Origin of the sequence: Enterobacter asburiae, assembly GCF_001521715.1 — a bacterium.
GTDB lineage: Bacteria > Pseudomonadota > Gammaproteobacteria > Enterobacterales > Enterobacteriaceae > Enterobacter > Enterobacter asburiae.
This window is the reverse complement of sequence record NZ_CP011863.1, coordinates 331,282-354,580: the sequence shown is the minus strand read 5'-3', so window position 1 is coordinate 354,580 and position 23,299 is coordinate 331,282. Positions and strand designations below refer to the sequence as shown.

Sequence of the window (23,299 nt, the reverse complement as noted above, 5' to 3'; positions counted from 1 at the left end):
GGTGGTTTGCCCGGTTTTCTTTCCATGTAACCGGGCAAGCGCTTCGGTGTAGCCGTCAAGTTCCGTTCGGGTCATGCTTCCGATTTGTTGTTCACTGATCCCGTATCGCCCGAGGGCAAGGACGAGGGTTCGGTACCCGGTGAGCTTTTGTTCAAATCCATCCGCTTTTTTTTAATGGCTTCAATCTGAGCATCGATGAGATCGAAATCATCGTCATTCAGCTCGTTAAGTAACAGCTCTGCCGTGATTTCCTCCTTCGGCAGGTCTCCGAGGGAAGTAATTGCACACGCCATCACCGCAACGCGATAATACATGTTTGCGGCTGCGCCTTCGGTAGTGCCGCAGGCTTCATCGGTTGCCCGCAGCGCTTCAATGGTATCGTTCACCACAGGCAGCCTGACGGCAAAGTCAAAATGGACTTTATCACCGTATTTAACGCCATATAAAAGCTGCTGCTTTTCCATTTATTCCTCCACCCGACGAAGCGCATTCATGGTGATATCGCGCTTCGCTTCGTTGTCGACGGTATACTGAGCCCCGGCCTGAGTGCTGAAGCAGTCCAGGTACGAAACACGTTTGCCCGTGTTGTTCAGCGGGTACTGGGTGATTTTCGCACCTTCAATACCGCCCCAGTTCAGGTCGCCGGACTCCGGTATGACCACAGTAACAGTCAGCTGGATCTCTTCGATGCCACGGGAGAAACCTTTGGCACGGCCCGTCTTGTTCATCGTCTTCACCAGCTTACGCCCGGTGGTCACATCTTCCTTGAGGTCGGTTACTTCAATTTCCTGGCCGTCGACTTCCATGACGATCGCGCCAACATATTCTTCAAGAGCCATTCTGGTTTCCCCCTCAGAGCAGCAAATCAATTCGACCGGCAAAGACGTGCAGGCCATTCACAACATCCGCAGGAATGCGACCGTTCAGCTGGTTAGCATCCTGCAGATCGCGCTCGACAATAAGACCGTCTTTGTTGGCATCCACCTCCTCGACAATCTCCAGCTCTTCGAGCTTATAAAGCACATCCAGCAGCTCACTGCGCACCTTAGGTGGCGTCCTTGAGCTGAGCTTGTCGCGCGGGAATCGCAGTGCGATGCGTTCACGGCAGGCCTTGCGCACATAGTCCAGCGTTCGGATAGTGGTGATGTCCAGCAGTGCCACATCATCCACGCCCTGGGCGTTTTTGGTGTAGGTACTGATAGCGCGGACGATCTGCACTTTGTCGCCGGGGCCAATCTCAAACGGCGTAAGGCCATTACGCAGGGCATTTTCCTGCTCGGTTCGACCAGGCTGACTCTCAACAGCTGTCACATCCAGCGTGCTCATCGCAAGGGTATTCAGCGGGCGGGCCGGGTCCTCTTCACTGGCGATAACAGCGGCATAGGCAGCAGCAATCTGCGCCGGGGTTTTTACCGAACCGCTATGCCAGCCCAGCGTGATACGCCCGTCATTAAGTGAGGCAGCCAGTGCAATGCCGGTGGAAAGGGACTTGCGCCACCCACCCACACCGATTGCGCCGCGCTGTTCCATCGCATTGCTGACGTTTGTCAGATGGTTACGCAGCGCCGTCATCGCCTCCTGGGTGGAGAACGGACAAACAACAATGTTATGACCTGCAGAAAACGCCGCTGCCAGCGCTGGCGTAATATCCGGATCAACATTGCCGCCTGCAAGCGTGGTCGCCGCCGCTGTGATACCCGCTGCCGTCACCCCGGAAGAGACAATAATATCGTTACCAACCGCCCCTTTATGGCGGCAGGTCAGGGTCACTTCCCCCGCGTTTGCCGTTGCCGTCACTGGCAACCCGTCTTTCTGGGTAATCAGTTCCGTCAGCGCTGCCGCAATGGTCTCCGCCGTATCTGCTGCCGAAATACCGACATCAATACGCGTGCCATTAATGGATACGCTCAGCTTCCCGCTGGAAGATGCTGTGCCGGTCACAGTGACTTTGCCCGTCGCGGCTGTTGCAGTGGCCGCATCGCTGACCCCGACGATCTGCAGCTGCAGGTAGGGGTATGCTCCGATGGCCGCAGTGGCCATCAGATGCGCCAGTGAGCCACGGCCAAAGTACGTCGCGGCCTCTTCATCAGAGAAAACAGACTGAATGACAAGCGGCGCAGACGAACCGGAGGCCAGCATTGGCGCAATCATCAGCACCTTCTGGGTGTTACCCGGCAGGGTACGAACGGCCAGGCGGGTGTTGAACTCAAAATACTGTCCCGGTTTGCGGTTCGTACCGATAGTGTCAAAACTGATATTAGGACTGCTCACCGTTCACCTCCGTGCTGACTGCGTTGTTTTTGTTTTTGGTGTTCTTGTCACTGTCCGTGACAACAATCAGATCACCGGCCATTACCTGACGCTGGTAATAAGCGGTGTTCTCCACCTCAAGGGAGGCCGCATCGGTGATGTAGCGACGCGCATTATCCTCGCGCGGCACGTTCAATCCTTTGGCGGCTATCACTTTAATTTTGCTCATGACTGATAATGTCCTCTGCTGCATTGTCTTTATCAGGCTGCTTAAGGTCGTAACTGAGCCGTGTTCTCAGCCAGTCCGGGTCGCCGTCTGAGGTGACACCGTCATAAATCTGGAACATATGGTCAGCATGACCTTCAGGTGCATCCGTAAGCGGGTAACGCCCGTTTTCGAGTGCAGATTCAATCCACTTCGTGTCGAACTCACAGGCAAAAACGGAAAAAGCCTGTGCCTCTATCTGGGTGTTGAAGAGCGTGCGTACGCGACCGGGGCTGAGCGGGGCAATCTTGATACCCGTATCGGCCATATCCTGACCCGACAGCAGACGACGAACGGCGGCGACCAGAATATACGTCCCCACCTCCTGCACATGCGGCCCACCCATTCTGGCCGCTTCTTCACTGCGCAGGCTGCGCTCGCCAACCACCACGACAAAACGACCGTGGGTCACAAACCGTTGCCGTGCTGTGCTGTATGGCTCGGTTTTTTGTACCCCGCCGAAGGTCACCCAGACCGCAGGCAGCTGGCGCAGTACCTCTGCAGGCTCGCCATCCAGCTCGCCACCGTAGGAGCGCACATTCTTCGCCATACGCCCCATACCTTTGCGAAGGCGCTCCACGATGGCTTTTTCAATATCCGTAATCACCATCAGAAACTTCCTCCGCCAGTCTGGTCACGCCCGAAGACGCGACCACCTGACACCATCCGCGCACCGGTTCCGCTTTTCACCACTTCACCTGTCGTCGTGCGGCCCAGATTGATTCGCCCGGATGCAACTTTTTCCAGGTAGCGAACGGTGTCTTCATACCGCTCGCGGATTTCTGCTGTCATCTGGGTCTCAGAGCCGCACAGAAGATAGCGGGCGATGTTGCAGCAGCGACCAACGAGAACACGGGGCTCATCAGCCCAGGGCACCGGATAGCGACCACAGAGATATCCGTCGATTTCAGCGCTGGCCTGAACGAGTGCGCCGTTCAGCACATCATCGTCAATCTGCCCGGTGTAGTTGCGGTCGGTGAGCGACACGCATTCGCGCTCACCAAACGCCCTGACCATGTCCTCCCGGTTCGCGTACATGGCTTACCCCTTGGCCTTTTTGTCCGGGTTTTCCGAACCGGCCTGCAGCGCATCCAGCTTCTGACTCAGTGCATCACGTACCGTCTCCAGCTCCGTGATGGTGCCGTTTGCACTGGCAAGCTGCTGCTTAAGCGCGTCGCCATCCTGGTTGAGCTGCAGAACCGTCGCCTCCAGCTCGCTGACGCGTGCCTTGAGGCCGTCACGCTCGGTGGTCAGGGCGGAAACAGCATCGCCGTCGCCAGCGTTTTCAGGCACATCCTGCAAACGAACCACAATCAGATTGGGATCGTTTTCCAGAATCTGGAGTTCGCTGTCGCTGAAATGGTCATCCGGCCAGGTGACAGTATTCGCGCTGTGGGCGATGCCGAGACGGCGAAAGCCATCGCGGCGGGCAGTGATTTGAATCGGCATTATGCGTCCTCCCCGGTGGAGCCATACGCCATCTGCCAGAAGCCGTAGCCACCATTTGCACGGGCTTCAGCACCGAAGATGAACTTCTTGCGCATAAAGACGTTGTCAGCGTTGTAGTCGGTCTGCTCGACAAAGACCGGTTTTTTACGCTCCTGATAAATCAGGGGCTTCACGGGTTTTGACGTGTCCAGAAGGAACCAGGCGGTATCTGACGTCAGCTCTGGGACAACCAGAACTTCAGCCGTCCCCTTGTATGGGTTTGGCGTATTGTCAGGGAAGCGGTCAGCCGTCATCAGATAGTTGGCATCGTCTTCAAGAGCCGGAGGCACAACCAGGATGGTCGGGCGAATTTTCAGGGACGCGCCTTCATCATCCTTCAGGCTGCGCATGGCCGTTCGTGCAGCCCCGTAACTTGCTTTTGCGGCGGCAAGCGAGGTAACGGCAAGCTTTTTCGTGCCTTTGTTAGAGACCGACTTGCCCCCCGAAAGGTGGTCGGTATCAAAGAAGGGCTGACCGTCGTAGCAAAGATTGGTGAAACCTTTGCTCAGGAGAGCGAAGACGATATCGGCAGGCAGTTCTGCAGCGGACTGGCCCGCACCTTTCGCCTGCAGGGCATATCCCATGATTTGATCGTCTTCGATATCGTTACGTTCAACTTCTACCGTCGCTTCCCAGTCTTTGTTGCGGATGGTGTAGTTGAACGCGGCGAGCGCTTTAACCACCTTGTCGCCAATCCACTCACGCATTTTCGGGAAACGGCTTAGCCAGCTGTAGTCGTTTTCTTTCCCGGTCGACGGCACCACCATGGCAATCTTCTGCCAGTCGGACGGAGCCTGATCAAAGGCGTTCTGGAAGGTCGCTTTCAGATTAATGAAAATCTGACGTACATTTTTTACGTTAATTAACACGGTTCTCTCCTTATTAAATCAGAACCCAGACGCCATCATTCTCAAGACCAAGCACCTTTCCGGCGATCGGACGGGCGTTGGTATCACTGGTTTTGGCCACGGTCTGGCTGTCCACCACGTAGCAATCCTTGCCAATCTGCGTCTGCGTGACCGCGTCAGCAGTGCTGTTGGCAAGGAACCAGGCTTTACCGCGACGAACCAGCACACTCGCATCACCGGCGGAACCGGCAGAGTTATCCACCCAGCCATCACAGATGCCGAGGGTGGTATTGGCTGCCGTGGCGCTGCCTGGTACAGCAAAGCCCGCTGCGTTGGCCGCAATAATGTGGCCGCCAAAGAGTTCAGTGGCTGCCGCAACCGGGACGGCAAACAGCTGGCCGTCGCGATAAGGGGTATGACGATCCATTTCGCTCTCCTTTATTTGAGGTATTTCGCGACGCTTTCCGGGTCATTGCCCATCATTGAGCAGATGGCCGGGTCAATCGCATCATCTTCAGCACCCTGTGACGGGCGTGACGGAAGGCCTGCAGGCGGTTGCCCCTGAGTCTGACTGGTAGTCAGTGCGGCAATCTTTGGCGCTTTTTCGATAAAGGCGGTAAGACTGGCCGGATCGGATTTCGCCAGTGATGCAGCCCATTCCTGTTGCGCCGGAAGCAGACGACCGTCGCTGAGGGCAACCGTAATCAACGCTTCAGCCTGCTGCATGGCGAGTGCGGCGGTATTACCCGCACCGGCACGCTCTGTCGCCTGCTGAACGGCTGAATGCATGACCTCCACCGAAACCCATTTAGCCGGGTCAGGCGTGTCGAGTTTCGCCGTCAGGTCAGCGATGTTCTGCGCGTTCTGGTTCAGGATATCCAGCAGACTGACCGACGCCGCTGCAGTCCCCTGGCCACCGGAAATCATGGTGATGATTTTTTGCAGCTCAGCCATGATCTCTTCTTTCGTTGAAGCGGTTGGCAGATTGAGCATCCAGCGCAGGTTGCTCAGTAACTCGTTGAGAAATTCTTCATCCATTTCGGTCTGACCCTCTGTGGTTAAATGCGCGGCCATCAGGGAGGCGGCAGCAAGTAACACTTCCTCCATCCCGTCGACCGCTGGTGTATTGGTCAGAGCGGCGTTGAGCAACTCCATCACCTGACCGGTTTTGTCGTAAGAAAATACGGGGGAAATAAAGCGATACTCCTTCGCCTCGACCATCGCAGCCGCAGCGGCTGTCCACTCGACATCGATGGCGAACAAACCTTCACCGTCCCGCCACTCCAGCTTTTTGAAGAATGCAGCTGCAGGAGCAGGCAGACCGTTTTTAGCGGCCCGAAGGGTCTGGTGTTCGTAGTCCAGGACGTAAGGGGTATCGCGGGCATCAGCTGCGGCAATAAGGCGCTCTGCAATTTCCCGCGTCATCAGCCAGGCGGCGCATTCGGTCGGGCGACCATCACGGGCGCGGAATTCACCAGCCGGAAAGAGCTGAATGACACCGGGGGTAGCGGTGTTTATTTCCTGGGTGAGTGAAGCGATGAGTGTCTTTTTCATGGTGCCGACGATACGGCACCACTGCGGGGAGGTTCAGATGAAGGGGTTCAGTGGATTAACGCTGAGGATCGTTTTCTTTGGTTGTCGGCTTATCGGGTTTAGCAGACTGACGCTTCTGATGCCTGCGGGAAAAGTATCGGTCAGTGAACCACTCAGCAACCTTTATAACCAGGCCCCCAAAGATGCCAATGAAAACCCACTGCTGCGGGGTGAAATAATCAAGGAAAGCTTTGAATGTGTCCAGTTGCTCGCTCCCGTAATGCATTTATGAGCCCAGACCTTTTTAAACCGCTTTTAAAAACGTCTGAACACCTCTTTGGCGAATCACTCTAGCACAATCAGACTGAACGCGTCACAGCGCGTTACAGGACGAATTTGCCCTCAGTCTAAAATACGTTTCAGATACTGCTCAGCCGTATTCTCCATCTTCTCCACGTCATCTTCGGTGAGATGGAGGAAAGGACGCGCGGGCATCTTAATTTTATACGCCCCGATAGTGTTCCACTGCTCAAAGTTGGAGCGGGATTTTTTAACGAACCGGTTACCCACTGAACCATCCTTGTTCTGGCGATAGTAGGCTTTCTGGCTGCGGGCCGGAATGCTGATTTCCCCGCCCTCTTGGTGGATGCGGGCGTATTTCACATTGGTCCCGACCGTCGCCTCATCATTCGTGCTGTACTGGGTGATACTTGCCGCCAGTCGACCGCTCTTCTGGAGAATTTTACCGCCCCGGCGCTGACGGGCGTATGCCGGGCTCCAGCCCATCCACGCCGGTCGACCCTGTTGCGCGAAGTTTTCTTCGACGGCATCGCCCATGGCAGCGGCCATCTCGCGCATCAGGGGAGCGCGGTTTTCCAGCTTTTTAATGAGTTCCCCGAGTGAGCGCTCAAAGTCACCAATGTCATATTTGATGGCGTAGCTCATGGTTTCAGCTCCAGCAGCTGCGCCGCGCGTTCAGATAACACATCGCCTGGGGTGACTGTGGCACCTGCGTTCATCAGCGACAGACGCCAGCCATCGTCAGACTCCACACCACGCACCGCGCGGATGCCGTTCTGCCCGGAGAGGAGCCACACCAGAGCATCATCATCAAGCCAGACACCAGCTGGCTGACGGAGCAGTACGGGAAGCTCTGACCACATCGGGCCTGGGGCCAGCCGGACATCCTCTTCGTGAATGCTTAATGTGATCGCACCGTTAACACCACGCTCTTCGAGGCGATTCAGCAGCTCAGGCTGGATACCGCCGACGCGCCTCAGGTCGCCACGGGTCTTCTGCCGCACGCTGACGGTGTCGACCCAGCGACGCACATCATCGCTGACGGCATCCAGCACAGCAGGTTCAGACAGTGTTTCATGGATGGCCTGAGAGGCAATCCGGGGCGTGGTGGTTGCAGATTTATCCATAAGGCGCTGTCCGAGAGAAGAGAGCCAGCCCTGACCTGGATTGTGCCCGAATCCGGCATCAGGGGTGTAAAGCTCACCGTTGAAGCGTAATGCCTTAACGTCACGGGTTTCTTTTGGTCCCCATGCCTGTTGTACCGTGACAATGTCCTGCTCCCACGATTTGACCTCAATCCCCATGCGGTCAGCATCCGCCTGGGTTCGGGCGCGAATGCGGCAGCGGCAGTGGTATCCGTCAGGCGGGTACATGAACTGCCACACAGGATCGTCATAGCGGGCAGTGAAACCATTGAGCCTGGCGTGGAGTGGCCGGGTGTGCATGTCCATGACGGCCACGCGTTCCCATATGGGGCGAAACTCCGCGTTGGCCATCTGCTCCGCATAGCGACCGGCACCATACGCCGCCTGCATATTGGTTTCAAAGATGGTGCGCAGACGGCGTGGCGTGAGTTGTTTACCCTCCAGAACGCCATCTTCATCGGCGACCAGCCTGGCACGGTCGGCAAGCCAGCCCTTACGGATCAACGTTGGGGTAATCTGCCGTTCGAAGTCCCGGAGCGTGCCGCCGTTAACAATATGCTCGCGCAGCGATTTATGAATATCCTCAAGTACATCCTGTTTAAGGACGCCCGCCACGGTGAAACTGGTGGCGTGGGCGCGGGCTTCAACATCGTGCCAGTTAAAGCCAGTGACGTAGCCCTTCGATTCGAAGTAGGCAATTGCTTCTTCGGGCTTTAACCGGATGGCGTACCCCAGATCAACATCAGCTTTCGGCATTGAGTCGTCCCCAGACCTCGCTGACAAACAGCGCCTGCTTTATCAGCTGTTGCAGCTGCGCATCATCCAGCTGAGGATAACTCGCAGCAATGATATCCAGTGCCTCATCAGGGCTTTGCCCCTTGCTCAGGGCCGAGACCAGCGGCGCAATCAGCTTATCCATAGCCACCGCGATGCTCTCCCCTGGCGATGTGGCGCTGTCCAGCGCATCCTGCGCAGGGTCAATAACCTCACCCGTGGTGCTCAGTGCCGTGAAATGGCGGAATACCGGCGTGGTGCTCAGCCCCACCGGAGAGGGTGCAGCAGGCGGCGTCAGCACAGCTTCGTTATCTTTTGGTACCGGAATCCCGACCTTTTTGTGTATCCATGAGGTCGGGATAGTGTCCATCCCGGCGCGTACCAGCGCGGAAACACCATTGGCGAAGGTTTCAATGCTCTCCAGCTCGCGGGTATCAAATACCAGGCGCGGCTGACGGCGGGGGCTGACGTTATAACCATTAATGGCCAGCAGCATACGAATGAAGCCACGATAAAACCCTTCCAGCTGGCGGGCATCAGCGGTCAGCAGATCGTGGCGGACTTCGTTATGCACATTTCCGAGCGCATTGGTTGAGGACTTACCGTCCGCCTGTGACGTCAGCGTGCCGCCAAGAATGACTTTTGACGCGGTGCGTTCGCACCAGTTAATCATCGCCATGAAAGGATCGGATTGCCCCTCGGCGGCATCCTTAAATTCGATTTTGGTGTTGTCAGGAATAATCCCCGATGCGTTATGACCGATACTGACTAGTGCCTCCATGAGTTTATCCTGCTCATCCTGGCTGGCCCCGGACATATACGACCCGATACGCGGCGGCAGTCCGTAGATTTCAAGGAACTCAGCGAGATCGCGCACGCTGTAGTTTTTAAACAGATACGGCCAGACCAGCACGCGGTATAACCCTGACTGCGCGATATAACCTGACTTGGCGTTGTGCGTATGCACCAGCCAGCCAAACGGCCAGAGTTCTTCTCCACCCAGCGTGCCGGTGTTAAGACGCACCTCGTCCCCGGCTTCCGGCGTGGTACAGAACCAGCGATGCGGACGCAGTTTGATTTTGACGGGCAGCCACAGATTGCCGTCAAGCTCCCACTTTTCAATCTCCTGAGCGGAAAAGCCATGCCCGATAGCTTCCGCTGCGTTCAGGGTAATATCTTCCATCTCCTGAAGGTCAGCGAACCAGCTGGCCACCATCGCGGCGATCTGCTTTTCTTCCGCCGTCGCGTTCGGCGGTGGCTCGATGCTCCAGTCCAGAGTAAGCAGCGCATTCTTGCGCTTGGCCATTTCAGAAAAGATATGCCCGTCCCGCTCAACCATATCTTCGAAAAGGTCAGCCTGAGCTGCCAGGTCGCCGCGCTCTGCCGCTTCAAGCAAACGAGGAAGACGGGCAATGGTCATTCCCCGTGAGGGGTGAGTTGGCCAGTCACGCTGCAGCTCGAACGTGCGGGAGGACTGGGGGGCTTTAAGCACCTCTTTATTTAGCGGGCGACCATACTGGTCAAGAATCTGAACCATTATCAAAATCCTCCTGAAGGACCGAACCTGTCCCCGCTATGGCCACGGCGGGGAACAGCTTTAAACTCGAAATTACCAGCGCCGGAAACGGCCAGCATCCAGAGCATATGCAGGGCATCAGGCCCGTCATCATGGTCAGCTTTGGGGAAATGCCGGAGCTGGTCGATAAGTGTGGTCTGGGAAGGGTGCAGACGTATCAGGCCGTTGGCCATATGTGGCTGCAGTGACTCAATGCGCAGGAGCTTATCAACCGAAGGCGTGACGGCCCTGGCAGGAACGGGGATACCCATCGCAGCGGAACGCTTCACCAGTTCTGTGCGCAGGAACTCCTGGAACTGGACGGACTCGACCGCCCAGACCAGGCAGTTATAATCCTGCTGCAGCTCGATAACGTCAGAGATAATTTTGTCCGGCACACGCTTACGGATACGCGCTTCAACAACATCCAGAATGCCGGTGAAGCGGTTGAAACCGCCGACCAGCAACGCAGAAGGGTCACGGCTGTTACCGTGTTTACCCAGACTGGGGTCACATGCACCATAGAAGCGCCACTCGTTAAGGCGGTTGACCCAGAAGTTAATGCAGCCGGTAAATGGCGCATCTTCGCCGCTGACGGGATCGTTCTGATATTCCGCATCAAAGGTGCTGTGGCCATCACGGGCACGGATGAGCATCAGGGCATAAAGCGGACGCGCAGCCCATGACACAACAGCTCCTTCATCCATCTCAGCCTGATGCTCACGGTAGTATGCCTGCGCCAGCATCTGACCATCTTCGTCGTTGTTACGCAGGATCTCTTCCCATTTATCCCACAGCGACATATTGTGCGGCCAGCTGATGAGCGCTTTAAACCGGGCCCGCGTCCATAGCGGATTTTTAAGGGTGCGGGAAAGCACGGAATCGTAGTGCAGGATTGTCCCGATATACACCACATCGAACTTGGCCCCCGCGCCGCCAAGCGGCAGGACGGTTTTTTTGAGCCAGTTATCGAGCTTGTCACGCTGCTCAGGGTTACGCACCAGCTCGTCGTTCTCGATATCATCGAGCACAGCTAGGTCAGGTCGATACGGGCCATGGCGCAGGCCACGCAGCTTTTTACCACTACCGGCGACCTGCACCTTAATGTCGTTGCGGGTGAGAATTGTCCCGGCCTGCCAGACGCGGCCGCCGCCCGTCGCTTCAGGGAAGTCCATCAGCAGGCGGGGGTTAAACTGCAGTTCCGCCTTTATCGCCTCCAGCATCGGATAGGCCTGGTCGATGGAGTCCATAATGATGACCGGGTAATGCTTGAGCGCCAGCACAATGCACCAGATGACAAAAAGCTGACTCACGATGGTGGATTTGGCTTCACCACGCGGAGCCGCTATTGCATCGTTCTGACTCCCCGTGGCCTGGATGATTTCAGGAAGGCGCTTGTAAAGATAGTTATGCAACTCACTGCGGGCGGAATGGCGAACATAGTGCGGGAAATAATGCTGCACAAAGTATTCAAACCCCGTTACAGGGTCTGCAACGAGGCCGCGACGTTCAGCAATTGCCGCTGCAGAGGGGTCAAAGCCCACATCTTCGGCTTCAATGGTGCGACGAAGACTGGCGGAGAGTTCCGCCAGTTCGGCAAGAAAATCTTTGCTGGATAACTTAGTTCTGGCCATGATTAATTTGCCCTTAACAGCCTGTTAATGGTGATTACGGAGGGCTTTATTAACCTCGCTGATGAAGCGGTTCATCGACTCGATGCCGGTTTTATCTCGATCAACGTCAAGGCTGTAGCAACCTGTCGACGTCGCGACGGTTACGTTTCTACCGCCCGCGAACCGGACCCCCAGCACGTCACTGGCCATCACATAATTTTCACTGTTAACCCGGATTAACTGGTCAGCCATAGTGTTGCTCCATTTCCTTGCCGAAAGGTTCAAGGATCTCAACGAATGCCGCCAGGTGCTTCGGATAGTGCTCTGCGACAAACGCGCTGAGCTTCTGAATAACATCCAGCGCCACCGCCAGCTGACTCACCTCCGGCAGTATTTTCTTGTTGGCTGCGACGGCTTTGTTAAATGCATCGGCAAGGCTTGCCAGAAGCTCGACGCGCTCTCCTGGAGGGAGCTGAGACTCGGTTGTAAGCAGTTCCAGCGTGGTCTGATACTGGGTCATTAACCCGGTGAGAATGGCGCGGCCAATCTCTTCAAGCCCATTACCAGCCATAAGGTGAGCGGCGCGTAACTTATCCCAGTCATCGCCTGCATCCTGTGCTTCCTTCTTCCAGCGGCGAGCTGTCGCAAATGCCACGCCAGCCTGAGCGGAGGCGATTTCAAGCGACATCTGGCCGAAGATATAAGATCGTCGCAGTTTTTCCCGTGTTTCCTGCGGATGCGCCATATCACAGCTCCAGTTTTGCGCGAATGAGCAGAATCGCCACCGTGATGACACCGCCTGCAATTCCACCCGTAATCGCACCGGCAGACGCACCACGGCGAGCAGCATCGTCGCTGATGGTAGTGAGGCGAACATCAATCCGGCTCAGCTTGTCATTAATCCCGCCCAGAATGTCCGGGCTGACGGGGGCCTGCAGGCGGTCGAGTTGAGCGGAAATCCGGCTCAGCGTTTCCTGCTCGCTCTGGCTGATTGTCGCGCGGCGGGTACGGCGCTTATGTCTGGCTTTCATTTGTCCTGTTTCCTGTCCAGTTTGTTATCAATGCGCTCGATAGCCGCTCGCAGCTCCCTCATCGCATCCATCATTGCGGTGTAATTACTTTTGGCATCCTCACGTCGCTGGTATTCATCCCGGATGCGATCAACCGCCTTTTCCAGGTCGGTGATGTCTTTTTGCAGACGACGTATCCAGATGGTGCCAAAGGTTGCAGCCAGCGCCAGCGCAATCTGAAAGGCCATATCAAGAGTCATAATGTTCTTCACTTCCTGTAATACTCATTTATTGCCTGCAGCCTGCCCTCAAGGAGCTGGCACCATGCGCCGTATTCCGCTGAAAACGACACTATTCCAGTGGGGGAGAGTCCGCCACCGGTGCCTGTGGCCTGACCGGAATGACCAGAAGTGCCTCTGGCGGTGGCTGGCAGATGCTGATCAGCGGGGAGGCCTTCTGCTCCGGGGTAGCCGAAGGCTTCACGGAAGAGCTGCAGGCCACCAGGACCAATGCCGGTATAACCAGGACCATCTTTATCAAGTGCATCGTCGAGCCTCCTTTTAAGATCGCGAACAGTCTCGTCATGTTTCTTTTGCTTTTCAGCCAGCTCGCGCGTCAGCGCATCCGCTTTCTGCTGCCAGGCGTTCTGCTTATCAAGAGCAGCCTTCAGATCAGCGGCATACTGATTCGCAGCACTGAGCCGCTCCTGATCCCACTGCCGTTCTTTTTCACTGAAACCATCAGTCAGGCGTTGCTTCTCCTGGCTGAAGGCCAGCGCCTGAGCGTCCAGCTTGTTGGCTGTGATGAAGGTGCCGAACCATATCCCGCTGCCTGTCAGAACCACGACGACGAGCAGCGGTTTCCAGCTAACCCTCAGGATTTTCTTGGCTGCTTCCCACATCGCGCACCTCTCTGGCTCGTTTGATGGACATATGTTTTGATGCCTGGCTCTGCGCCACCCATGCGCCCAGATAGGTGAGATACAGCTCACCAGGTGTTTCGGGGCGGGTAACGGTGAGCCAGACCAGTACGAATGAACTGACCAGGAAGGCCAGAAAAACGATGGTGTCTGACGTTGAGAGACGACCGGTGGCCGGGTTCGTCACCAGATCGCGCAGAGATATTTTCATAGCGCCGCCTTAGCGACATTCAGCCGCGCCACGCGGTCAGCCTGACCTTCAGCCGGAGGGTTTATACGGCGGGTGACAGCCAGAAAATCGCCTTTGTCCGCCAGCTCGTTGCAGCCATTTGCCTTCCAGTACCAGGCAGCGCTGCGGGCTGCGTTGAGATACTCCAGTAACAAATCGGGATTCGCGATGAGGTCGAGGCCCAGCGCCTTACCGCAAAGGCGGTAATTATTGCGCAGGGTAATCTGAATCAGGCCACGTCCGCGAAAGCGCCAGCCATCGCCTGACGCTTCATTACCGTTACCACCCTGATTTGCGTAAACATAATTGGCCATTTTTTCAGGGTTACGGGTATAGCGGCGGGCAAATTCAACCTCGCTCGGCTCGATAATACGATTCTTATTGAGATCGAAGTCGCTGCGGAAAATACGCGCCACGCGCTCAGCATCTGAGTAATAGAGATTTTCACTGAGCCGACTGAAACCCGCGCTCTCATGGCCGGTTTGAGCAATAAAGGCGGCAAGTCGGGCTGATGTATTAATTTCGAATTCAGCGGTGGCTTTACTGAATGGTTCAAACCAGCGTTGCGCCATTACTGGCGAAAGGCCTGCGGCTCGCTGAAATTGTGGGAGTGTTAAAAGCATAACGCCATCCGGTTAAAAAGGGATGGCGTCAGTATTTCATCGGGTTAGGTGAATAATCAGGTGAAGGGGTTCAGTGGAATTAGTTGTCAAACTGTACAACAAACTGATCTTTTTCTTCACTGTACCATTTCACTGTATATGAAAACACTCTATCAGAAACCGTCAAGTTACAATGTCTGACCGCATTAACCCGGTCATAACTCATTTGCGCAGGTTCAGAGAATTTTTCTCCATTCAGCAACTCGGTAAGAACAGAATGGACATCGGATGAATCACAGCCAGGTAAATCACCTTTGTAAAAATTAATCACTGGGGCAATAAATGCGAAAATGAACATCAGGACATAAACTGATAAAGGGCTAACATTTTTTCCTCCTTGAACACTACTGGCATCATCCGACTCTGATAATGCACTTCCGATTAATTTTTTTCTTTTAAATAGATACAATGGAATGACAATGAAGAATATGAATGCTGAACCAATCCCCCAACGGGCAGGTCTTGCAATGTTATTGGTGATAGCATCTTTGTAAACAGCAACAGAAGCACCGAATATAATTAAAGCAATTAAAAACTCCATGTATATTACCTTTTTAAAAAAGTTCTTGTTGATTGATTGATGTGTTTTGTCTGTGCTGGCTTAGTAACTGCCATCCAAAACGATCGCTGAATCCATACTTAGGGCAAAGAAAGGTCATGGCCATAAGAGAGGAGGAACCCTGCTCACGCGCTTCGGCGAACTCAGCAAGAAAGCGACGGTTACGTAATTCGCGAAGGGCACGATCACAGCGGGGTAAATAGAGAACTTCTCCGCCAAAATTCTTGATGAGTAATTGGGTTTTATCATCGCCGATAGTATCGCGCAGGAGGGCTGCGCGGCTGGCCCCCATAGCGCGGAGGCCTTTACCTATCGGGAACGTGGTGCCACCAAAAGCAGAAAGAAGCTGCTCGGTCGCCGGGAAGCCTATCAGGTCAGCTATTTGTATCACTGCTGATGGCAGCAGCTCCGTTACCTGTTCCAGATTCATTATTACGCTCCCGCTTTTTTCGCCGACTCGCATCAATGCTGAGAGCCTGCATGAGTTTGGTTAACTGTTCTGTCGTCAACCACTCGATGTATTTGACGTGGAACATATGATCGCACATTTTCTCGGCATAATTCCACGGACGTTTTGCATCTGCAAGTAATGCATGAATTTTAGCAAGAATTGACTCGCGCGTATTGGCAACCTTTGGACGTCGACCGTGCTTTGCAGAGTAGCGAGGAAAGCCTTTATCATGCATATATTCCCTGACTGCCTGAAGTTCGTCGAGGGTGCATTTAGTGGATGATGTTTTACCGTTGCATAAGCGAGATAACACGCTGCGGTAAGTAACATCATCCCATCCTAAATATGCCTGACCCGCTTTAATAGCCCCGATAAGGCCTCGTTTTGCTGGCGTGGACATAATATTTCTCCTGTTGGTTGCCATTATCGCAGGCACTTTGTGAAGTGCCTGCTGTAATGACTTACTTTAAAGGTTCCATTTTGCTGACTGATATGCCACCGATTTTCCCTTCGACCCTGACAACCAGACGACCATTGCGCATATGCCAGGCTGCTGAGCGGGTTATTACAGTTTCCCGCTCCGATACACCTGGCGTCAGGTAATAATGGAACTGTGAGCCAATAGGGAAGCGCTGGTTAAAGGTCTTTGCTGTCAGATTTCTCAGGAGATGTCTCATCGTTTTCCTCCAGGTTCGCATCGGTCGCGATAATACTCAAAGGCCATAAGAGAAAGGCAAACCAGCAATTCTGGCAGGATAAATTAGCTAATCCCACTAATCGGACCAGGATGCATGCCCAACACCAGCCAAGAGTTAAATACATCGCCAGAAATATGAGGACCAAAGCTATATCCATCACTGAATACCCCTAAGTTTCTTGAAAGACTCAATCGCCTTTCTCATATCAGCCTGAGTCCCCTTGTTACGAACGTTGCGGTTACTCGCATCGTAATAGTTGAATCGCAGCTTAAGAGGTACCGACAACAACTCAACAACCTGGCTGTTATCGCGGAAGAACCAGACTCGGCGGTTTCCGTTATCCTGAAACTGGCAGCCCGTTACGCTATGCATAACTCACCTCCGCTAATGGGTGAAGCTTACGGTGGATCGCAATCGACACACTTTCCCAGCTCTGGTAAAGGAACAGCAGGCCCAGCTCACAGGCGCGATCAAACTCTCTGGTAGCGCCGGTACTCTTTTCCCACCCGTTCAGGAGGAAAACACCATCAGCCTGCTCAAGCATGGACAATGTAATTTGCAGGTACTGCTCATGCTGCAAGCCGTCAGGAAGAATGGCCGGATTGAGAACGGTAAAGCCGCGTTCTTCCAGGATGCGAGCCTCAGCGTTGAATTCATCACGGTTAAAGTTGTGATAACCGGTCATCGGCCCTGCTATGAAAACGACAGGTTTACGCGGTAGTTCGCTCATGCTGCCTTCCTCAGCTCTACGTAAGACATTACGAATACAGCGGCAGTGTAGATATCAGATCGAATATCATCGCCAGTCGCCATGAAATAGATGGCCAGCACTAATGCAATGGCATAAAACAGATATTTCACTTGTCTTCTCCTGTATTGCCTTTCACCAATTCCAGCAGTTCGAAATGCTCCGGGCGCATACCGTTGATACTGACCTGCACGCCACAGCACCGACACGGGTTACTAACAAACTCCAGGCCCCGTCTAGAACCTTTCAACGTTTTGATTGTTCCCTCCGTGCCAGCGGGCAATTTAGCCCAGCCATTTGCTGTTTCTCGCTTAAGAACAACGGTTGCTCCGTGCCACTCATAAAGGCGTTTGGGGTGCTTGATGGCGATTGCACGCCCTCCACCATACGGCAATGGTTTAACCAGCGCGTTTGCCCGAGCGAGCTGGACATCAAGCTCTGTAGCCAGTCGGCTGACCAGCTTTGCGATCTCGATTAAGGGGGTATCAGCATCCATTGCTGCTGCGAGTTCGTGGCCAGCTCGCACCAGTTCTCTGACTGGTGATGTTTCCAGTTGAGGCGAGGTTTTCATTTTGTTACTCCGATCTGTTCGCATTTATTAGCTGAACTGCTTACCGCGTGATGCAGCTGCGCATTGCGGCCAGCCAGATACCCCTCGTTTTCCGCCTTATCCGTTCCCCTGGCTTTGCCGGGTTTACGCGGCTCCAGCTTTTTCATTCCTTCACTTAATTTCCTGCTGCGGTAGCACTCCATCAGAGTTGTCTCCGCCTCCGTGACGGCGAAATCACTGACAACGGCATAAGCACCGTTGACCCAGGCGGAGCAGAAGGTATCGGCGCGGGCAACTTTTGTGGCCTGTTTGATGTTCTTGCGTAATGTGGAGAGGTAATCTCGGCGGGCTTTCGCCAGTTGCTTACCCAGGACTTCGAATGAATATGCCGCTATCTGAGGGCGTTCGTCGGGGCCGTAATAGTGTATGGTGCGTTTTGCTGGCTTGCCCCACTGCTCAGTGCCATGGCTGGTGTAAAACTTCACGCCAAAAACGCGGGCGACCATCTCTGCCAGTATTGCCATATATTCCGGCATCTTCTCAGCATGAGAGGGGGCCTTCTGGGTAGAAGCTTCATTGATATCCATCAAATCAGCATCAGCCTCAGTCAGCTTGTGGGTTTCCATCAGACACTGAGCGCGGCGGAGGGCAAGTGCTGCTTCTTCGACGCTGGAGTTATTACGCGCCATCGCGAGCAGTTTTTTAATTCTCTGGATATATTTCTCTTTATTTTCCATTGTTCAACTCCTGAATTTGGCGTAAGCCAGCCCCTGCGGGTTTACGCCATTTTTAAAAGTGATTTAAATTACGGTTAAAATCAGTTCACGGGTTTCAGCGATTTAATATTCGCGAAATATGGCTCCTGATTTATTTCCACGACCGTGACCTTATAAAGGTCATTTGCCACATCTACCGTTCTGACTACACGGCCACCGCGTAAACCTGTGGCTGGCTGATAGATAAATGAACTGCCTTTAGGGTAAAGGGCATTGAATTCTTTAGCTTTCATACGGTACTCCCCATCCGCGATGCGCAGCGTGGCGGCAGAATTCCATACGCGAAGCCGCATAAATTGAGTTCACCTCCAGTTTTGCCAGACTGAATGCCAGCTTCCATGAATCCGCCGCCCGCTGAAACTCGCCGTTCTGTTCGGCAATGACAGCGCTGGTTGCATACGACATGAATGGGCTGCAAGGCTTGCCCGCTTTAGCACGATCAAACAGAATGGCCATCTCACACCCCCACGCCAGCGATATCGAGAGGAATTGCGCGATACTGATCGCTTTCACCAACGCGCTCATAAACACGGATATAAGAGCGGCTTCCGACAACCTGAACGGCCTCGCCGATAGCCTCCATCGCCTTGACCCAGCGAACGTCTGTAATATCGAGGCGGCGCAGGGCAAGTACAGCGCCGGTATTCACTTCACCTTCTTTTTCCGTCTGGAATGCACGGGTGATGATGGCGCGAATCTCCGGGCGGGCATTCTCGGTCCAGTCTGCCAGACATTCATCAATCAGCGATTTAGCAGCCTGCAGGCGCTCGTCAAATGCGATACGGTCCTGCATGGCACGCTGAACCTTATAGCGGCCATCATAGCTGTAGAGCGTGACGTTACCTTTTTTACCGCCCAGGTTGACGCCGTACTGACTGGCGGAGATATCAACGAAGGCTCCGATATCGGAAAAGCCGCTAAGCTTGAACTCTGCCAGTGCAGCACTCAGGGCTGTCGCTTTTTCGACGATGCTACGCACCAGATCGTCACGCATCTGGTCGGTATCTTTAATCAGACTGACAGGGGTCAGTACGCCCTTGGCGTCAATCCAGTAACCCTCTGGCGCTGTTTTTTCAGTGAATTGCTTGTTTTCAGTGGACATTTTTACTCTCCTTAAATTGACGCGCTACTTTCTTAACTGCTTCGTTAACCTTTGCCAGCACATGACCAGCCAGACCTTTACCCACTTTGTCAGCCACTTTGCTGACGATATCGCTGTCGCCGTCATCAGGGATAACCCTGCAACCGACTTCAAAACCGCGAGATTTGTCTTTTATTTCAATAACAATCTTTGCCATATATCCCTCTGCTTAATGAAGTGATTCAGACCAGACCACCCGACATCCACTTTCATCCTGATAAACGCCCTGGCGAAAGCGCACGTGGCGGTCATTGCCTGTGATATCAAACCGAGCCAGACCCTCTTTTTTCATCCGCTCGCACCATGCATGGCGCACGATACGAATGACCGGCTGTGTGTTGCGCAGGGATACACTTTTCACCTGAACTCCCTGTGCTGACAGAAATAAAATCAGCGTTTCTGCCCGGATCAACGCAGAGATAACGCCTGCGTTGTCGGTGTTTCCTGATGTTCTGGTCATGGTTAAATCCTCAGTTAATGAGCATTTCTGCGAACTTGCGGACAGCGCCTGCGCTGACTGCATGGCCACTGATATCGCTGTGACGGCTGACACCGCGCACCAGTTTGAAAAGACGTCTGGCGTTTCCGTTGCTCGCCCGGAATAGCGCCTCAGATACGTCAGGGTTCTCAGCATCCGGCAGCATACTGATCGCGATATCGCTGATATCGGCCTGCGGCAGGGATTCGCCGATGTTGAGCGCCAGACCCACGCGGCTGAAAAGCTGCTGATACTCACCGCGCTTGCCTTTAAGGTTGATAATGAGGCGAGGCATCCCGGCCAGAACGACACCGATACCGGCTTTGTCGTGGATGCGGCGCAGTGTTTCCAGCGCACGGTATGGAAGGTTCTCAGCCTCATCGACCATCAGGAGGCGACCTGAATCACGCAGGGCAGCAATGCAGGCTTCGCTGAGTTCATGCATGTTGCCGCGTTTGCTGAGGCCAAGCAGCCCACACAGCTCTTCGAGCACAACACGGGCGGTATAGCCGGGGTCGGCCTCTATCAGCAGCGCATCACGATGCCTGGACGCGTATTCACGCAAAATCATGGTTTTACCCAGGCCAGCAGCGCCATAGAGAACGTTAATCTCACCATCCAGGTGCGCCAGGCGAATGACCTCGATCCCCTTGCGGGAGGTCACTGTGGGGATATAGCGCGGCGTGATGCGACGCGATTTTTCCTTGTCGGCTTCGCGGGCAATGAAGCTGCGAGCCAGCTCGTCGATGCTGTCCACATCACCCTGATATTTTCCCTGCAGGTACTGATTAACCACTGCCGGGCTTTTACCAAAAGCGCGGGCCACCTGTGTCTGGCTGTAACCCTTGCGGGACATAAGTTCATTCAGTTCTGTTTGTAGGCTCATATGTCTCTCACTTACCGGGTATTACCGGTTTTTTTCAGATATTCTTCACGGTCGGTTTCGAGGAAGAAATAATGTTCTTCTTCCGTAATCCGGCTGAATTCAGCCGGGATAAAGCTCCCCAGATCGTCGAAGCGCTGGCCCGGTAATACAGAGCGGCCCTCTGCCTCAATTTCCTGGCGTTTGTCTTCAATACGGTTGAGGCGGCGCTGGCGGCGTTTCTCAACTGCCACATCCATTGCGCTCACCGGTATTGCTGCACGTTTATTACCGTTCCAGATCGCAGTACAGACGTAGGTACCATCCATCCGGCGAACGATAACGGAAGAGGGATCGTGAATATCGAAAGCCACGCGAACCTCTTCGCTATCCACCTGGATCAATTCTTCAGAGAAGTAGTCGTTGTTAAACAGACGCAACCAGCCACGCTGAGCGGTACGCACCATCTCCGGCATAAAGGCTTCACGCAGCTCAACATCAGTCAGATATTCAATATCGTCACCTTCAGCTTCAAGAACGGCCCGACGATAGGCAGCCGGAGTCATGTGACGCCCGTTACGTTTTGGAAGTTCGCGGTGTTCATGCGTGTTGTTGTATGCGTCAACTTCGCTGGCGATTGCGTCAAGCAGCTGCTGCCAGGAGGGCAATTTACCCAGGGCATTACGCTGTACAGGTGTCAGCTCCCGTCCGTTCTCCTGCGCCTTGATGGCTGACTGGATTGCACGCGACGTGATGCGGGCATGCTCCCGATCAGCACTGTCGCCGCTGAACGTATCGAACTGCATGGCCACACGGCGGGGAACACCCTTGTTAAGCCGTTCGATGATGCCGCGAGACTGAGGACGTCCCGGAATACTGGTCGGGTGCTCAATACCAAGGCGGCTGAAAATACCCGTCACATCGGCATCAAGCGTTTTGTTTGTTTCACCGCCGCCGTTATCGGAATACACAAATAACGGTTTTCCGAAATGACGCATGGCGTAACGGTAGGCATCAGCAACAGCAATAACGCTTTCTGAAAGTGCCAGGCTCCAGCCCGTAATAAAGCGTGTCCGGCCATCAATAATTAACGTCAGCTCAGGAGTGAACGGGCGACCATGGTCAGGGTGTGCCACTTTCATCTCAAGAGATTTACCATCCGCAATCCAGCAGCCATTAACCGGCATAAGGGACCAGTCACGCTTCTGGAAGCATTCATAAGCCAGCGCAGCAGAGCCACTTACGCGGCCACGAGCTTTCTCGCGACGTGGCAGCTTCTCCATGGCCCGACGAACGGCATCATAAGAGGGACATGCAGCAGCCATTGCAGGCTGGTCAGCATAGATAACAGACCATTCCTCCTGGAAATCCCGGTATGCCTCGCGCAGGCTTGGGCCTTTGCGGTTACGCCAGTGAGCAAGGAACGCCGGGAGCCAGGTAATCTGCTCAGGCTTCTTCGCTTTAAGATGGCCAGGGGCCAGCATGGCCATACGCTCAACGCCTGGCTTTGTGGATTCAAAAATGGTCAGCCATTCCTGGAGGCTACGGGTACCAACACCGGCACGGCTGGAGCCTTTGCGGGCATTGGCCATCTCAGCAGCCTTAAGCAGATGTGCAGGCAGTGTACCTTTACGAGACTCGATAGAGATGTAGTTAACCGCTGCGGTACGGGACATCCCGGCATCGCGCAGTTTCTCCACTTCCATTGCCAGAACAGCACGAGCATCGGCGATCTCTTTCTGTTTATCAGTCAGAGAGCCCACTTCACGCTCAAGAAGAGCCGGGCACTGGCGAATCAGAGCAAGTTTACCGTTATCAGATGAACCTATATTCGAACTGGTTTTGGTTTCTTTTGTACTTACCTGTTGAGTTGATAATATTTCTTTGTAATAACGGTTCTTTAATTCTTCCTGAGTCACAATCGGTAACGAATCAATGTGGTATTCAAACGCTTTTGTACCAGTGCGTTTTCTTCTCATTGATGGATTCTTGGATGCAAGATTGTCCAAAAATTTCCGACAACCTCTCTCTGTTGCTGGTACACCAGCACATCCAGCTAACTCAGATACCGTCGACCACATCACAGCACCTCACAATATCTTGAAGGCCAGATAACCGACGGTTCAACGCCTATTGCGGAAGCAATAATGCGCTCACCCTTAGGGTATTTACGGTCTAAAGCGTTATTGAGAGTGCGGGCATTTAAACCAGCGTTACGGGATAAACCAGCCAGGGTGGTCCCTTTCTTACGTAACTCGGCAATGATGTCAGCACGATGCCAATCACAAGAAGTGATTCCATTTGTTGATGTTTTCTGAGATTCTACTCGTTTATACATAGTAATAACTCATCTGTCTTACACACTGTAATAGTAGTGTTGATCACTAAAAGGAAAATTACAAGCTTTTATTGGTTCCTTTTGTGACTCAAATGACAACTATCGCG

38 protein-coding genes are annotated in these 23,299 nt (G+C 54.0%); 1 reads left to right on the top strand and 37 read right to left on the bottom strand.

Annotated elements, in window-relative coordinates:
- Positions 1 to 71: 71 nt before the first annotated feature.
- From ACJ69_RS01765 to ACJ69_RS01720, 10 genes are read right to left on the bottom strand one after another with little or no spacing between them, the layout of a single operon-like run.
- Positions 72 to 464, bottom strand: a complete 393-nt coding sequence (locus tag ACJ69_RS01765) for a hypothetical protein (RefSeq protein ID WP_059346335.1) — start codon at positions 462 to 464, stop codon at positions 72 to 74.
- Positions 465 to 839, bottom strand: coding sequence for a hypothetical protein (locus ACJ69_RS01760; RefSeq protein WP_054829993.1), 375 nt, complete (start codon positions 837 to 839; stop codon positions 465 to 467). It lies immediately after the preceding gene.
- A 13-nt stretch (positions 840 to 852) separates the two neighbouring features.
- On the bottom strand, positions 853 to 2,271 hold the full coding sequence (locus ACJ69_RS01755) for a phage tail sheath subtilisin-like domain-containing protein (RefSeq protein ID WP_054829992.1): 1,419 nt from the start codon (positions 2,269 to 2,271) through the stop codon (positions 853 to 855).
- Positions 2,258 to 2,479: a hypothetical protein gene (locus tag ACJ69_RS01750; protein ID WP_054829991.1), complete on the bottom strand. Its 222-nt coding sequence runs from the start codon at positions 2,477 to 2,479 to the stop codon at positions 2,258 to 2,260. Before ACJ69_RS01750 ends, ACJ69_RS01755 begins: the two co-directional genes overlap by 14 nt.
- Positions 2,466 to 3,125 (bottom strand): DUF1834 family protein, encoded by a 660-nt coding sequence (locus ACJ69_RS01745; protein WP_059346334.1) that lies wholly within the window; start codon positions 3,123 to 3,125, stop codon positions 2,466 to 2,468. Before ACJ69_RS01745 ends, ACJ69_RS01750 begins: the two co-directional genes overlap by 14 nt.
- Positions 3,125 to 3,553, bottom strand: a complete 429-nt coding sequence (locus tag ACJ69_RS01740; protein WP_021567602.1) for a gp436 family protein — start codon at positions 3,551 to 3,553, stop codon at positions 3,125 to 3,127. Before ACJ69_RS01740 ends, ACJ69_RS01745 begins: the two co-directional genes overlap by 1 nt.
- 3 nt (positions 3,554 to 3,556) lie before the next feature.
- Entirely contained in the window at positions 3,557 to 3,964 is a 408-nt protein-coding gene (locus ACJ69_RS01735; RefSeq protein WP_045261516.1) for an HI1506-related protein, read from the bottom strand.
- The gene (locus ACJ69_RS01730) at positions 3,964 to 4,872 is read right to left on the bottom strand and encodes a Mu-like prophage major head subunit gpT family protein (protein WP_021567604.1); all 909 of its coding nucleotides are present in this window, start codon (positions 4,870 to 4,872) and stop codon (positions 3,964 to 3,966) included. The genes ACJ69_RS01735 and ACJ69_RS01730 overlap by 1 nt, the downstream gene beginning before the upstream one ends.
- Positions 4,873 to 4,885: 13 nt before the next feature.
- Positions 4,886 to 5,278: a hypothetical protein gene (locus tag ACJ69_RS01725; protein WP_021567605.1), complete on the bottom strand. Its 393-nt coding sequence runs from the start codon at positions 5,276 to 5,278 to the stop codon at positions 4,886 to 4,888.
- Between the two features lie 11 nt (positions 5,279 to 5,289).
- A complete protein-coding gene (locus ACJ69_RS01720; RefSeq protein WP_059346333.1) occupies positions 5,290 to 6,405 on the bottom strand; it encodes a phage protease in 1,116 nt (371 codons plus the stop codon).
- 37 nt (positions 6,406 to 6,442) lie between these two features.
- Here ACJ69_RS01720 and ACJ69_RS26025 point away from each other — a divergent pair, with 37 nt between their 5' ends.
- Positions 6,443 to 6,676: a hypothetical protein gene (locus tag ACJ69_RS26025; protein ID WP_232248396.1), complete on the top strand. Its 234-nt coding sequence runs from the start codon at positions 6,443 to 6,445 to the stop codon at positions 6,674 to 6,676.
- Between the two features lie 110 nt (positions 6,677 to 6,786).
- Here ACJ69_RS26025 and ACJ69_RS01710 read toward each other — a convergent pair whose 3' ends face one another.
- From ACJ69_RS01710 to ACJ69_RS23735, 27 genes are all read right to left on the bottom strand, one after another.
- Positions 6,787 to 7,329 (bottom strand): phage virion morphogenesis protein, encoded by a 543-nt coding sequence (locus ACJ69_RS01710; protein ID WP_059346332.1) that lies wholly within the window; start codon positions 7,327 to 7,329, stop codon positions 6,787 to 6,789.
- Positions 7,326 to 8,585, bottom strand: coding sequence for a phage head morphogenesis protein (locus ACJ69_RS01705; RefSeq protein ID WP_059346331.1), 1,260 nt, complete (start codon positions 8,583 to 8,585; stop codon positions 7,326 to 7,328). Before ACJ69_RS01705 ends, ACJ69_RS01710 begins: the two co-directional genes overlap by 4 nt.
- A complete protein-coding gene (locus tag ACJ69_RS01700; protein ID WP_048703798.1) occupies positions 8,572 to 10,140 on the bottom strand; it encodes a DUF935 domain-containing protein in 1,569 nt (522 codons plus the stop codon). The genes ACJ69_RS01705 and ACJ69_RS01700 overlap by 14 nt, the downstream gene beginning before the upstream one ends.
- 2 nt (positions 10,141 to 10,142) lie before the next feature.
- A complete protein-coding gene (terL, locus tag ACJ69_RS01695; protein ID WP_059346330.1) occupies positions 10,143 to 11,792 on the bottom strand; it encodes a phage terminase large subunit in 1,650 nt (549 codons plus the stop codon).
- A gap of 24 nt (positions 11,793 to 11,816) precedes the next feature.
- Positions 11,817 to 12,023 (bottom strand): hypothetical protein, encoded by a 207-nt coding sequence (locus ACJ69_RS01690; protein WP_001568913.1) that lies wholly within the window; start codon positions 12,021 to 12,023, stop codon positions 11,817 to 11,819.
- Positions 12,016 to 12,516 carry a DUF1804 family protein gene (locus ACJ69_RS01685; protein WP_000941096.1) on the bottom strand — a complete coding sequence of 167 codons (501 nt, stop codon included), beginning with the start codon at positions 12,514 to 12,516 and terminating at the stop codon, positions 12,016 to 12,018. Before ACJ69_RS01685 ends, ACJ69_RS01690 begins: the two co-directional genes overlap by 8 nt.
- 1 nt (position 12,517) lies before the next feature.
- Complete coding sequence (locus ACJ69_RS01680; RefSeq protein ID WP_021567611.1) at positions 12,518 to 12,802, bottom strand: hypothetical protein; 285 nt, start codon at positions 12,800 to 12,802, stop codon at positions 12,518 to 12,520.
- On the bottom strand, positions 12,799 to 13,041 hold the full coding sequence (locus ACJ69_RS01675) for a hypothetical protein (protein ID WP_000171281.1): 243 nt from the start codon (positions 13,039 to 13,041) through the stop codon (positions 12,799 to 12,801). The genes ACJ69_RS01680 and ACJ69_RS01675 overlap by 4 nt, the downstream gene beginning before the upstream one ends.
- Positions 13,042 to 13,049: 8 nt before the next feature.
- Complete coding sequence (locus ACJ69_RS01670) at positions 13,050 to 13,682, bottom strand: hypothetical protein (protein ID WP_059347799.1); 633 nt, start codon at positions 13,680 to 13,682, stop codon at positions 13,050 to 13,052.
- On the bottom strand, positions 13,648 to 13,911 hold the full coding sequence (locus ACJ69_RS01665; protein ID WP_049111794.1) for a DUF2644 domain-containing protein: 264 nt from the start codon (positions 13,909 to 13,911) through the stop codon (positions 13,648 to 13,650). Before ACJ69_RS01665 ends, ACJ69_RS01670 begins: the two co-directional genes overlap by 35 nt.
- Positions 13,908 to 14,552: a glycoside hydrolase family 19 protein gene (locus tag ACJ69_RS01660; protein ID WP_059346329.1), complete on the bottom strand. Its 645-nt coding sequence runs from the start codon at positions 14,550 to 14,552 to the stop codon at positions 13,908 to 13,910. Before ACJ69_RS01660 ends, ACJ69_RS01665 begins: the two co-directional genes overlap by 4 nt.
- A gap of 79 nt (positions 14,553 to 14,631) precedes the next feature.
- Positions 14,632 to 15,132 (bottom strand): hypothetical protein, encoded by a 501-nt coding sequence (locus ACJ69_RS01655; protein ID WP_059346328.1) that lies wholly within the window; start codon positions 15,130 to 15,132, stop codon positions 14,632 to 14,634.
- A 13-nt stretch (positions 15,133 to 15,145) separates the two neighbouring features.
- Positions 15,146 to 15,580, bottom strand: coding sequence for a Mor transcription activator family protein (locus tag ACJ69_RS01650; protein WP_059347798.1), 435 nt, complete (start codon positions 15,578 to 15,580; stop codon positions 15,146 to 15,148).
- Complete coding sequence (locus ACJ69_RS23745; RefSeq protein ID WP_065944692.1) at positions 15,525 to 16,001, bottom strand: gp16 family protein; 477 nt, start codon at positions 15,999 to 16,001, stop codon at positions 15,525 to 15,527. Before ACJ69_RS23745 ends, ACJ69_RS01650 begins: the two co-directional genes overlap by 56 nt.
- Positions 16,002 to 16,062: 61 nt before the next feature.
- The gene (locus ACJ69_RS23740; RefSeq protein WP_071886540.1) at positions 16,063 to 16,278 is read right to left on the bottom strand and encodes a hypothetical protein; all 216 of its coding nucleotides are present in this window, start codon (positions 16,276 to 16,278) and stop codon (positions 16,063 to 16,065) included.
- A gap of 385 nt (positions 16,279 to 16,663) precedes the next feature.
- A complete protein-coding gene (locus ACJ69_RS01635) occupies positions 16,664 to 17,029 on the bottom strand; it encodes a DUF4406 domain-containing protein (protein WP_054829986.1) in 366 nt (121 codons plus the stop codon).
- Positions 17,026 to 17,160 (bottom strand): hypothetical protein, encoded by a 135-nt coding sequence (locus tag ACJ69_RS25880; RefSeq protein WP_255248709.1) that lies wholly within the window; start codon positions 17,158 to 17,160, stop codon positions 17,026 to 17,028. The genes ACJ69_RS01635 and ACJ69_RS25880 overlap by 4 nt, the downstream gene beginning before the upstream one ends.
- Positions 17,157 to 17,618 carry a hypothetical protein gene (locus ACJ69_RS01630; RefSeq protein WP_024262653.1) on the bottom strand — a complete coding sequence of 154 codons (462 nt, stop codon included), beginning with the start codon at positions 17,616 to 17,618 and terminating at the stop codon, positions 17,157 to 17,159. The genes ACJ69_RS25880 and ACJ69_RS01630 overlap by 4 nt, the downstream gene beginning before the upstream one ends.
- Positions 17,615 to 18,334 carry a DUF2786 domain-containing protein gene (locus ACJ69_RS01625; RefSeq protein WP_054829984.1) on the bottom strand — a complete coding sequence of 240 codons (720 nt, stop codon included), beginning with the start codon at positions 18,332 to 18,334 and terminating at the stop codon, positions 17,615 to 17,617. Before ACJ69_RS01625 ends, ACJ69_RS01630 begins: the two co-directional genes overlap by 4 nt.
- Before the next feature lie 80 nt (positions 18,335 to 18,414).
- Positions 18,415 to 18,606: a hypothetical protein gene (locus ACJ69_RS01620; RefSeq protein WP_032663812.1), complete on the bottom strand. Its 192-nt coding sequence runs from the start codon at positions 18,604 to 18,606 to the stop codon at positions 18,415 to 18,417.
- Complete coding sequence (locus ACJ69_RS01615) at positions 18,596 to 18,829, bottom strand: ANR family transcriptional regulator (RefSeq protein WP_054829983.1); 234 nt, start codon at positions 18,827 to 18,829, stop codon at positions 18,596 to 18,598. Before ACJ69_RS01615 ends, ACJ69_RS01620 begins: the two co-directional genes overlap by 11 nt.
- Position 18,830: 1 nt before the next feature.
- A complete protein-coding gene (locus tag ACJ69_RS01610; RefSeq protein WP_049111782.1) occupies positions 18,831 to 19,475 on the bottom strand; it encodes a DUF3164 family protein in 645 nt (214 codons plus the stop codon).
- Complete coding sequence (locus ACJ69_RS01605; RefSeq protein ID WP_048703759.1) at positions 19,465 to 19,671, bottom strand: hypothetical protein; 207 nt, start codon at positions 19,669 to 19,671, stop codon at positions 19,465 to 19,467. The genes ACJ69_RS01610 and ACJ69_RS01605 overlap by 11 nt, the downstream gene beginning before the upstream one ends.
- A 12-nt stretch (positions 19,672 to 19,683) precedes the next feature.
- Positions 19,684 to 19,974, bottom strand: coding sequence for a hypothetical protein (locus tag ACJ69_RS01600; protein ID WP_049111779.1), 291 nt, complete (start codon positions 19,972 to 19,974; stop codon positions 19,684 to 19,686).
- 10 nt (positions 19,975 to 19,984) lie between these two features.
- Positions 19,985 to 20,878, bottom strand: a complete 894-nt coding sequence (locus tag ACJ69_RS01595) for an AAA family ATPase (RefSeq protein WP_023311926.1) — start codon at positions 20,876 to 20,878, stop codon at positions 19,985 to 19,987.
- 11 nt (positions 20,879 to 20,889) lie between these two features.
- Entirely contained in the window at positions 20,890 to 22,935 is a 2,046-nt protein-coding gene (locus ACJ69_RS01590) for a Mu transposase C-terminal domain-containing protein (protein ID WP_054829982.1), read from the bottom strand.
- Positions 22,935 to 23,192: a helix-turn-helix domain-containing protein gene (locus tag ACJ69_RS23735; protein WP_023311692.1), complete on the bottom strand. Its 258-nt coding sequence runs from the start codon at positions 23,190 to 23,192 to the stop codon at positions 22,935 to 22,937. Before ACJ69_RS23735 ends, ACJ69_RS01590 begins: the two co-directional genes overlap by 1 nt.
- Between the last annotated feature and the right edge of the window lie 107 nt (positions 23,193 to 23,299).

Bases quoted from the DNA above. Each gene is read 5' to 3' on its own strand.
- ACJ69_RS01765 (WP_059346335.1), bottom strand. From the start codon at position 464: ATGGAAAAGCAGCAGCTTTTATATGGCGTTAAATACGGTGATAAAGTC.
- ACJ69_RS01760 (WP_054829993.1), bottom strand. From the start codon at position 839: ATGGCTCTTGAAGAATATGTTGGCGCGATCGTCATGGAAGTCGACGGC.
- ACJ69_RS01750 (WP_054829991.1), bottom strand. From the start codon at position 2,479: ATGAGCAAAATTAAAGTGATAGCCGCCAAAGGATTGAACGTGCCGCGC.
- ACJ69_RS01745 (WP_059346334.1), bottom strand. From the start codon at position 3,125: ATGGTGATTACGGATATTGAAAAAGCCATCGTGGAGCGCCTTCGCAAA.
- ACJ69_RS01740 (WP_021567602.1), bottom strand. From the start codon at position 3,553: ATGTACGCGAACCGGGAGGACATGGTCAGGGCGTTTGGTGAGCGCGAA.
- ACJ69_RS01735 (WP_045261516.1), bottom strand. From the start codon at position 3,964: ATGCCGATTCAAATCACTGCCCGCCGCGATGGCTTTCGCCGTCTCGGC.
- ACJ69_RS01725 (WP_021567605.1), bottom strand. From the start codon at position 5,278: ATGGATCGTCATACCCCTTATCGCGACGGCCAGCTGTTTGCCGTCCCG.
- ACJ69_RS01720 (WP_059346333.1), bottom strand. From the start codon at position 6,405: ATGAAAAAGACACTCATCGCTTCACTCACCCAGGAAATAAACACCGCT.
- ACJ69_RS26025 (WP_232248396.1), top strand. From the start codon at position 6,443: ATGAAGGGGTTCAGTGGATTAACGCTGAGGATCGTTTTCTTTGGTTGT.
- ACJ69_RS01710 (WP_059346332.1), bottom strand. From the start codon at position 7,329: ATGAGCTACGCCATCAAATATGACATTGGTGACTTTGAGCGCTCACTC.
- ACJ69_RS01705 (WP_059346331.1), bottom strand. From the start codon at position 8,585: ATGCCGAAAGCTGATGTTGATCTGGGGTACGCCATCCGGTTAAAGCCC.
- ACJ69_RS01700 (WP_048703798.1), bottom strand. From the start codon at position 10,140: ATGGTTCAGATTCTTGACCAGTATGGTCGCCCGCTAAATAAAGAGGTG.
- terL (WP_059346330.1), bottom strand. From the start codon at position 11,792: ATGGCCAGAACTAAGTTATCCAGCAAAGATTTTCTTGCCGAACTGGCG.
- ACJ69_RS01690 (WP_001568913.1), bottom strand. From the start codon at position 12,023: ATGGCTGACCAGTTAATCCGGGTTAACAGTGAAAATTATGTGATGGCC.
- ACJ69_RS01685 (WP_000941096.1), bottom strand. From the start codon at position 12,516: ATGGCGCATCCGCAGGAAACACGGGAAAAACTGCGACGATCTTATATC.
- ACJ69_RS01680 (WP_021567611.1), bottom strand. From the start codon at position 12,802: ATGAAAGCCAGACATAAGCGCCGTACCCGCCGCGCGACAATCAGCCAG.
- ACJ69_RS01675 (WP_000171281.1), bottom strand. From the start codon at position 13,041: ATGACTCTTGATATGGCCTTTCAGATTGCGCTGGCGCTGGCTGCAACC.
- ACJ69_RS01670 (WP_059347799.1), bottom strand. From the start codon at position 13,682: ATGTGGGAAGCAGCCAAGAAAATCCTGAGGGTTAGCTGGAAACCGCTG.
- ACJ69_RS01665 (WP_049111794.1), bottom strand. From the start codon at position 13,911: ATGAAAATATCTCTGCGCGATCTGGTGACGAACCCGGCCACCGGTCGT.
- ACJ69_RS01660 (WP_059346329.1), bottom strand. From the start codon at position 14,552: ATGCTTTTAACACTCCCACAATTTCAGCGAGCCGCAGGCCTTTCGCCA.
- ACJ69_RS01655 (WP_059346328.1), bottom strand. From the start codon at position 15,132: ATGGAGTTTTTAATTGCTTTAATTATATTCGGTGCTTCTGTTGCTGTT.
- ACJ69_RS01650 (WP_059347798.1), bottom strand. From the start codon at position 15,580: ATGAATCTGGAACAGGTAACGGAGCTGCTGCCATCAGCAGTGATACAA.
- ACJ69_RS23745 (WP_065944692.1), bottom strand. From the start codon at position 16,001: ATGTCCACGCCAGCAAAACGAGGCCTTATCGGGGCTATTAAAGCGGGT.
- ACJ69_RS23740 (WP_071886540.1), bottom strand. From the start codon at position 16,278: ATGAGACATCTCCTGAGAAATCTGACAGCAAAGACCTTTAACCAGCGC.
- ACJ69_RS01635 (WP_054829986.1), bottom strand. From the start codon at position 17,029: ATGAGCGAACTACCGCGTAAACCTGTCGTTTTCATAGCAGGGCCGATG.
- ACJ69_RS01630 (WP_024262653.1), bottom strand. From the start codon at position 17,618: ATGAAAACCTCGCCTCAACTGGAAACATCACCAGTCAGAGAACTGGTG.
- ACJ69_RS01625 (WP_054829984.1), bottom strand. From the start codon at position 18,334: ATGGAAAATAAAGAGAAATATATCCAGAGAATTAAAAAACTGCTCGCG.
- ACJ69_RS01620 (WP_032663812.1), bottom strand. From the start codon at position 18,606: ATGAAAGCTAAAGAATTCAATGCCCTTTACCCTAAAGGCAGTTCATTT.
- ACJ69_RS01615 (WP_054829983.1), bottom strand. From the start codon at position 18,829: ATGGCCATTCTGTTTGATCGTGCTAAAGCGGGCAAGCCTTGCAGCCCA.
- ACJ69_RS01610 (WP_049111782.1), bottom strand. From the start codon at position 19,475: ATGTCCACTGAAAACAAGCAATTCACTGAAAAAACAGCGCCAGAGGGT.
- ACJ69_RS01605 (WP_048703759.1), bottom strand. From the start codon at position 19,671: ATGGCAAAGATTGTTATTGAAATAAAAGACAAATCTCGCGGTTTTGAA.
- ACJ69_RS01600 (WP_049111779.1), bottom strand. From the start codon at position 19,974: ATGACCAGAACATCAGGAAACACCGACAACGCAGGCGTTATCTCTGCG.
- ACJ69_RS01595 (WP_023311926.1), bottom strand. From the start codon at position 20,878: ATGAGCCTACAAACAGAACTGAATGAACTTATGTCCCGCAAGGGTTAC.
- ACJ69_RS01590 (WP_054829982.1), bottom strand. From the start codon at position 22,935: ATGTGGTCGACGGTATCTGAGTTAGCTGGATGTGCTGGTGTACCAGCA.
- ACJ69_RS23735 (WP_023311692.1), bottom strand. From the start codon at position 23,192: ATGTATAAACGAGTAGAATCTCAGAAAACATCAACAAATGGAATCACT.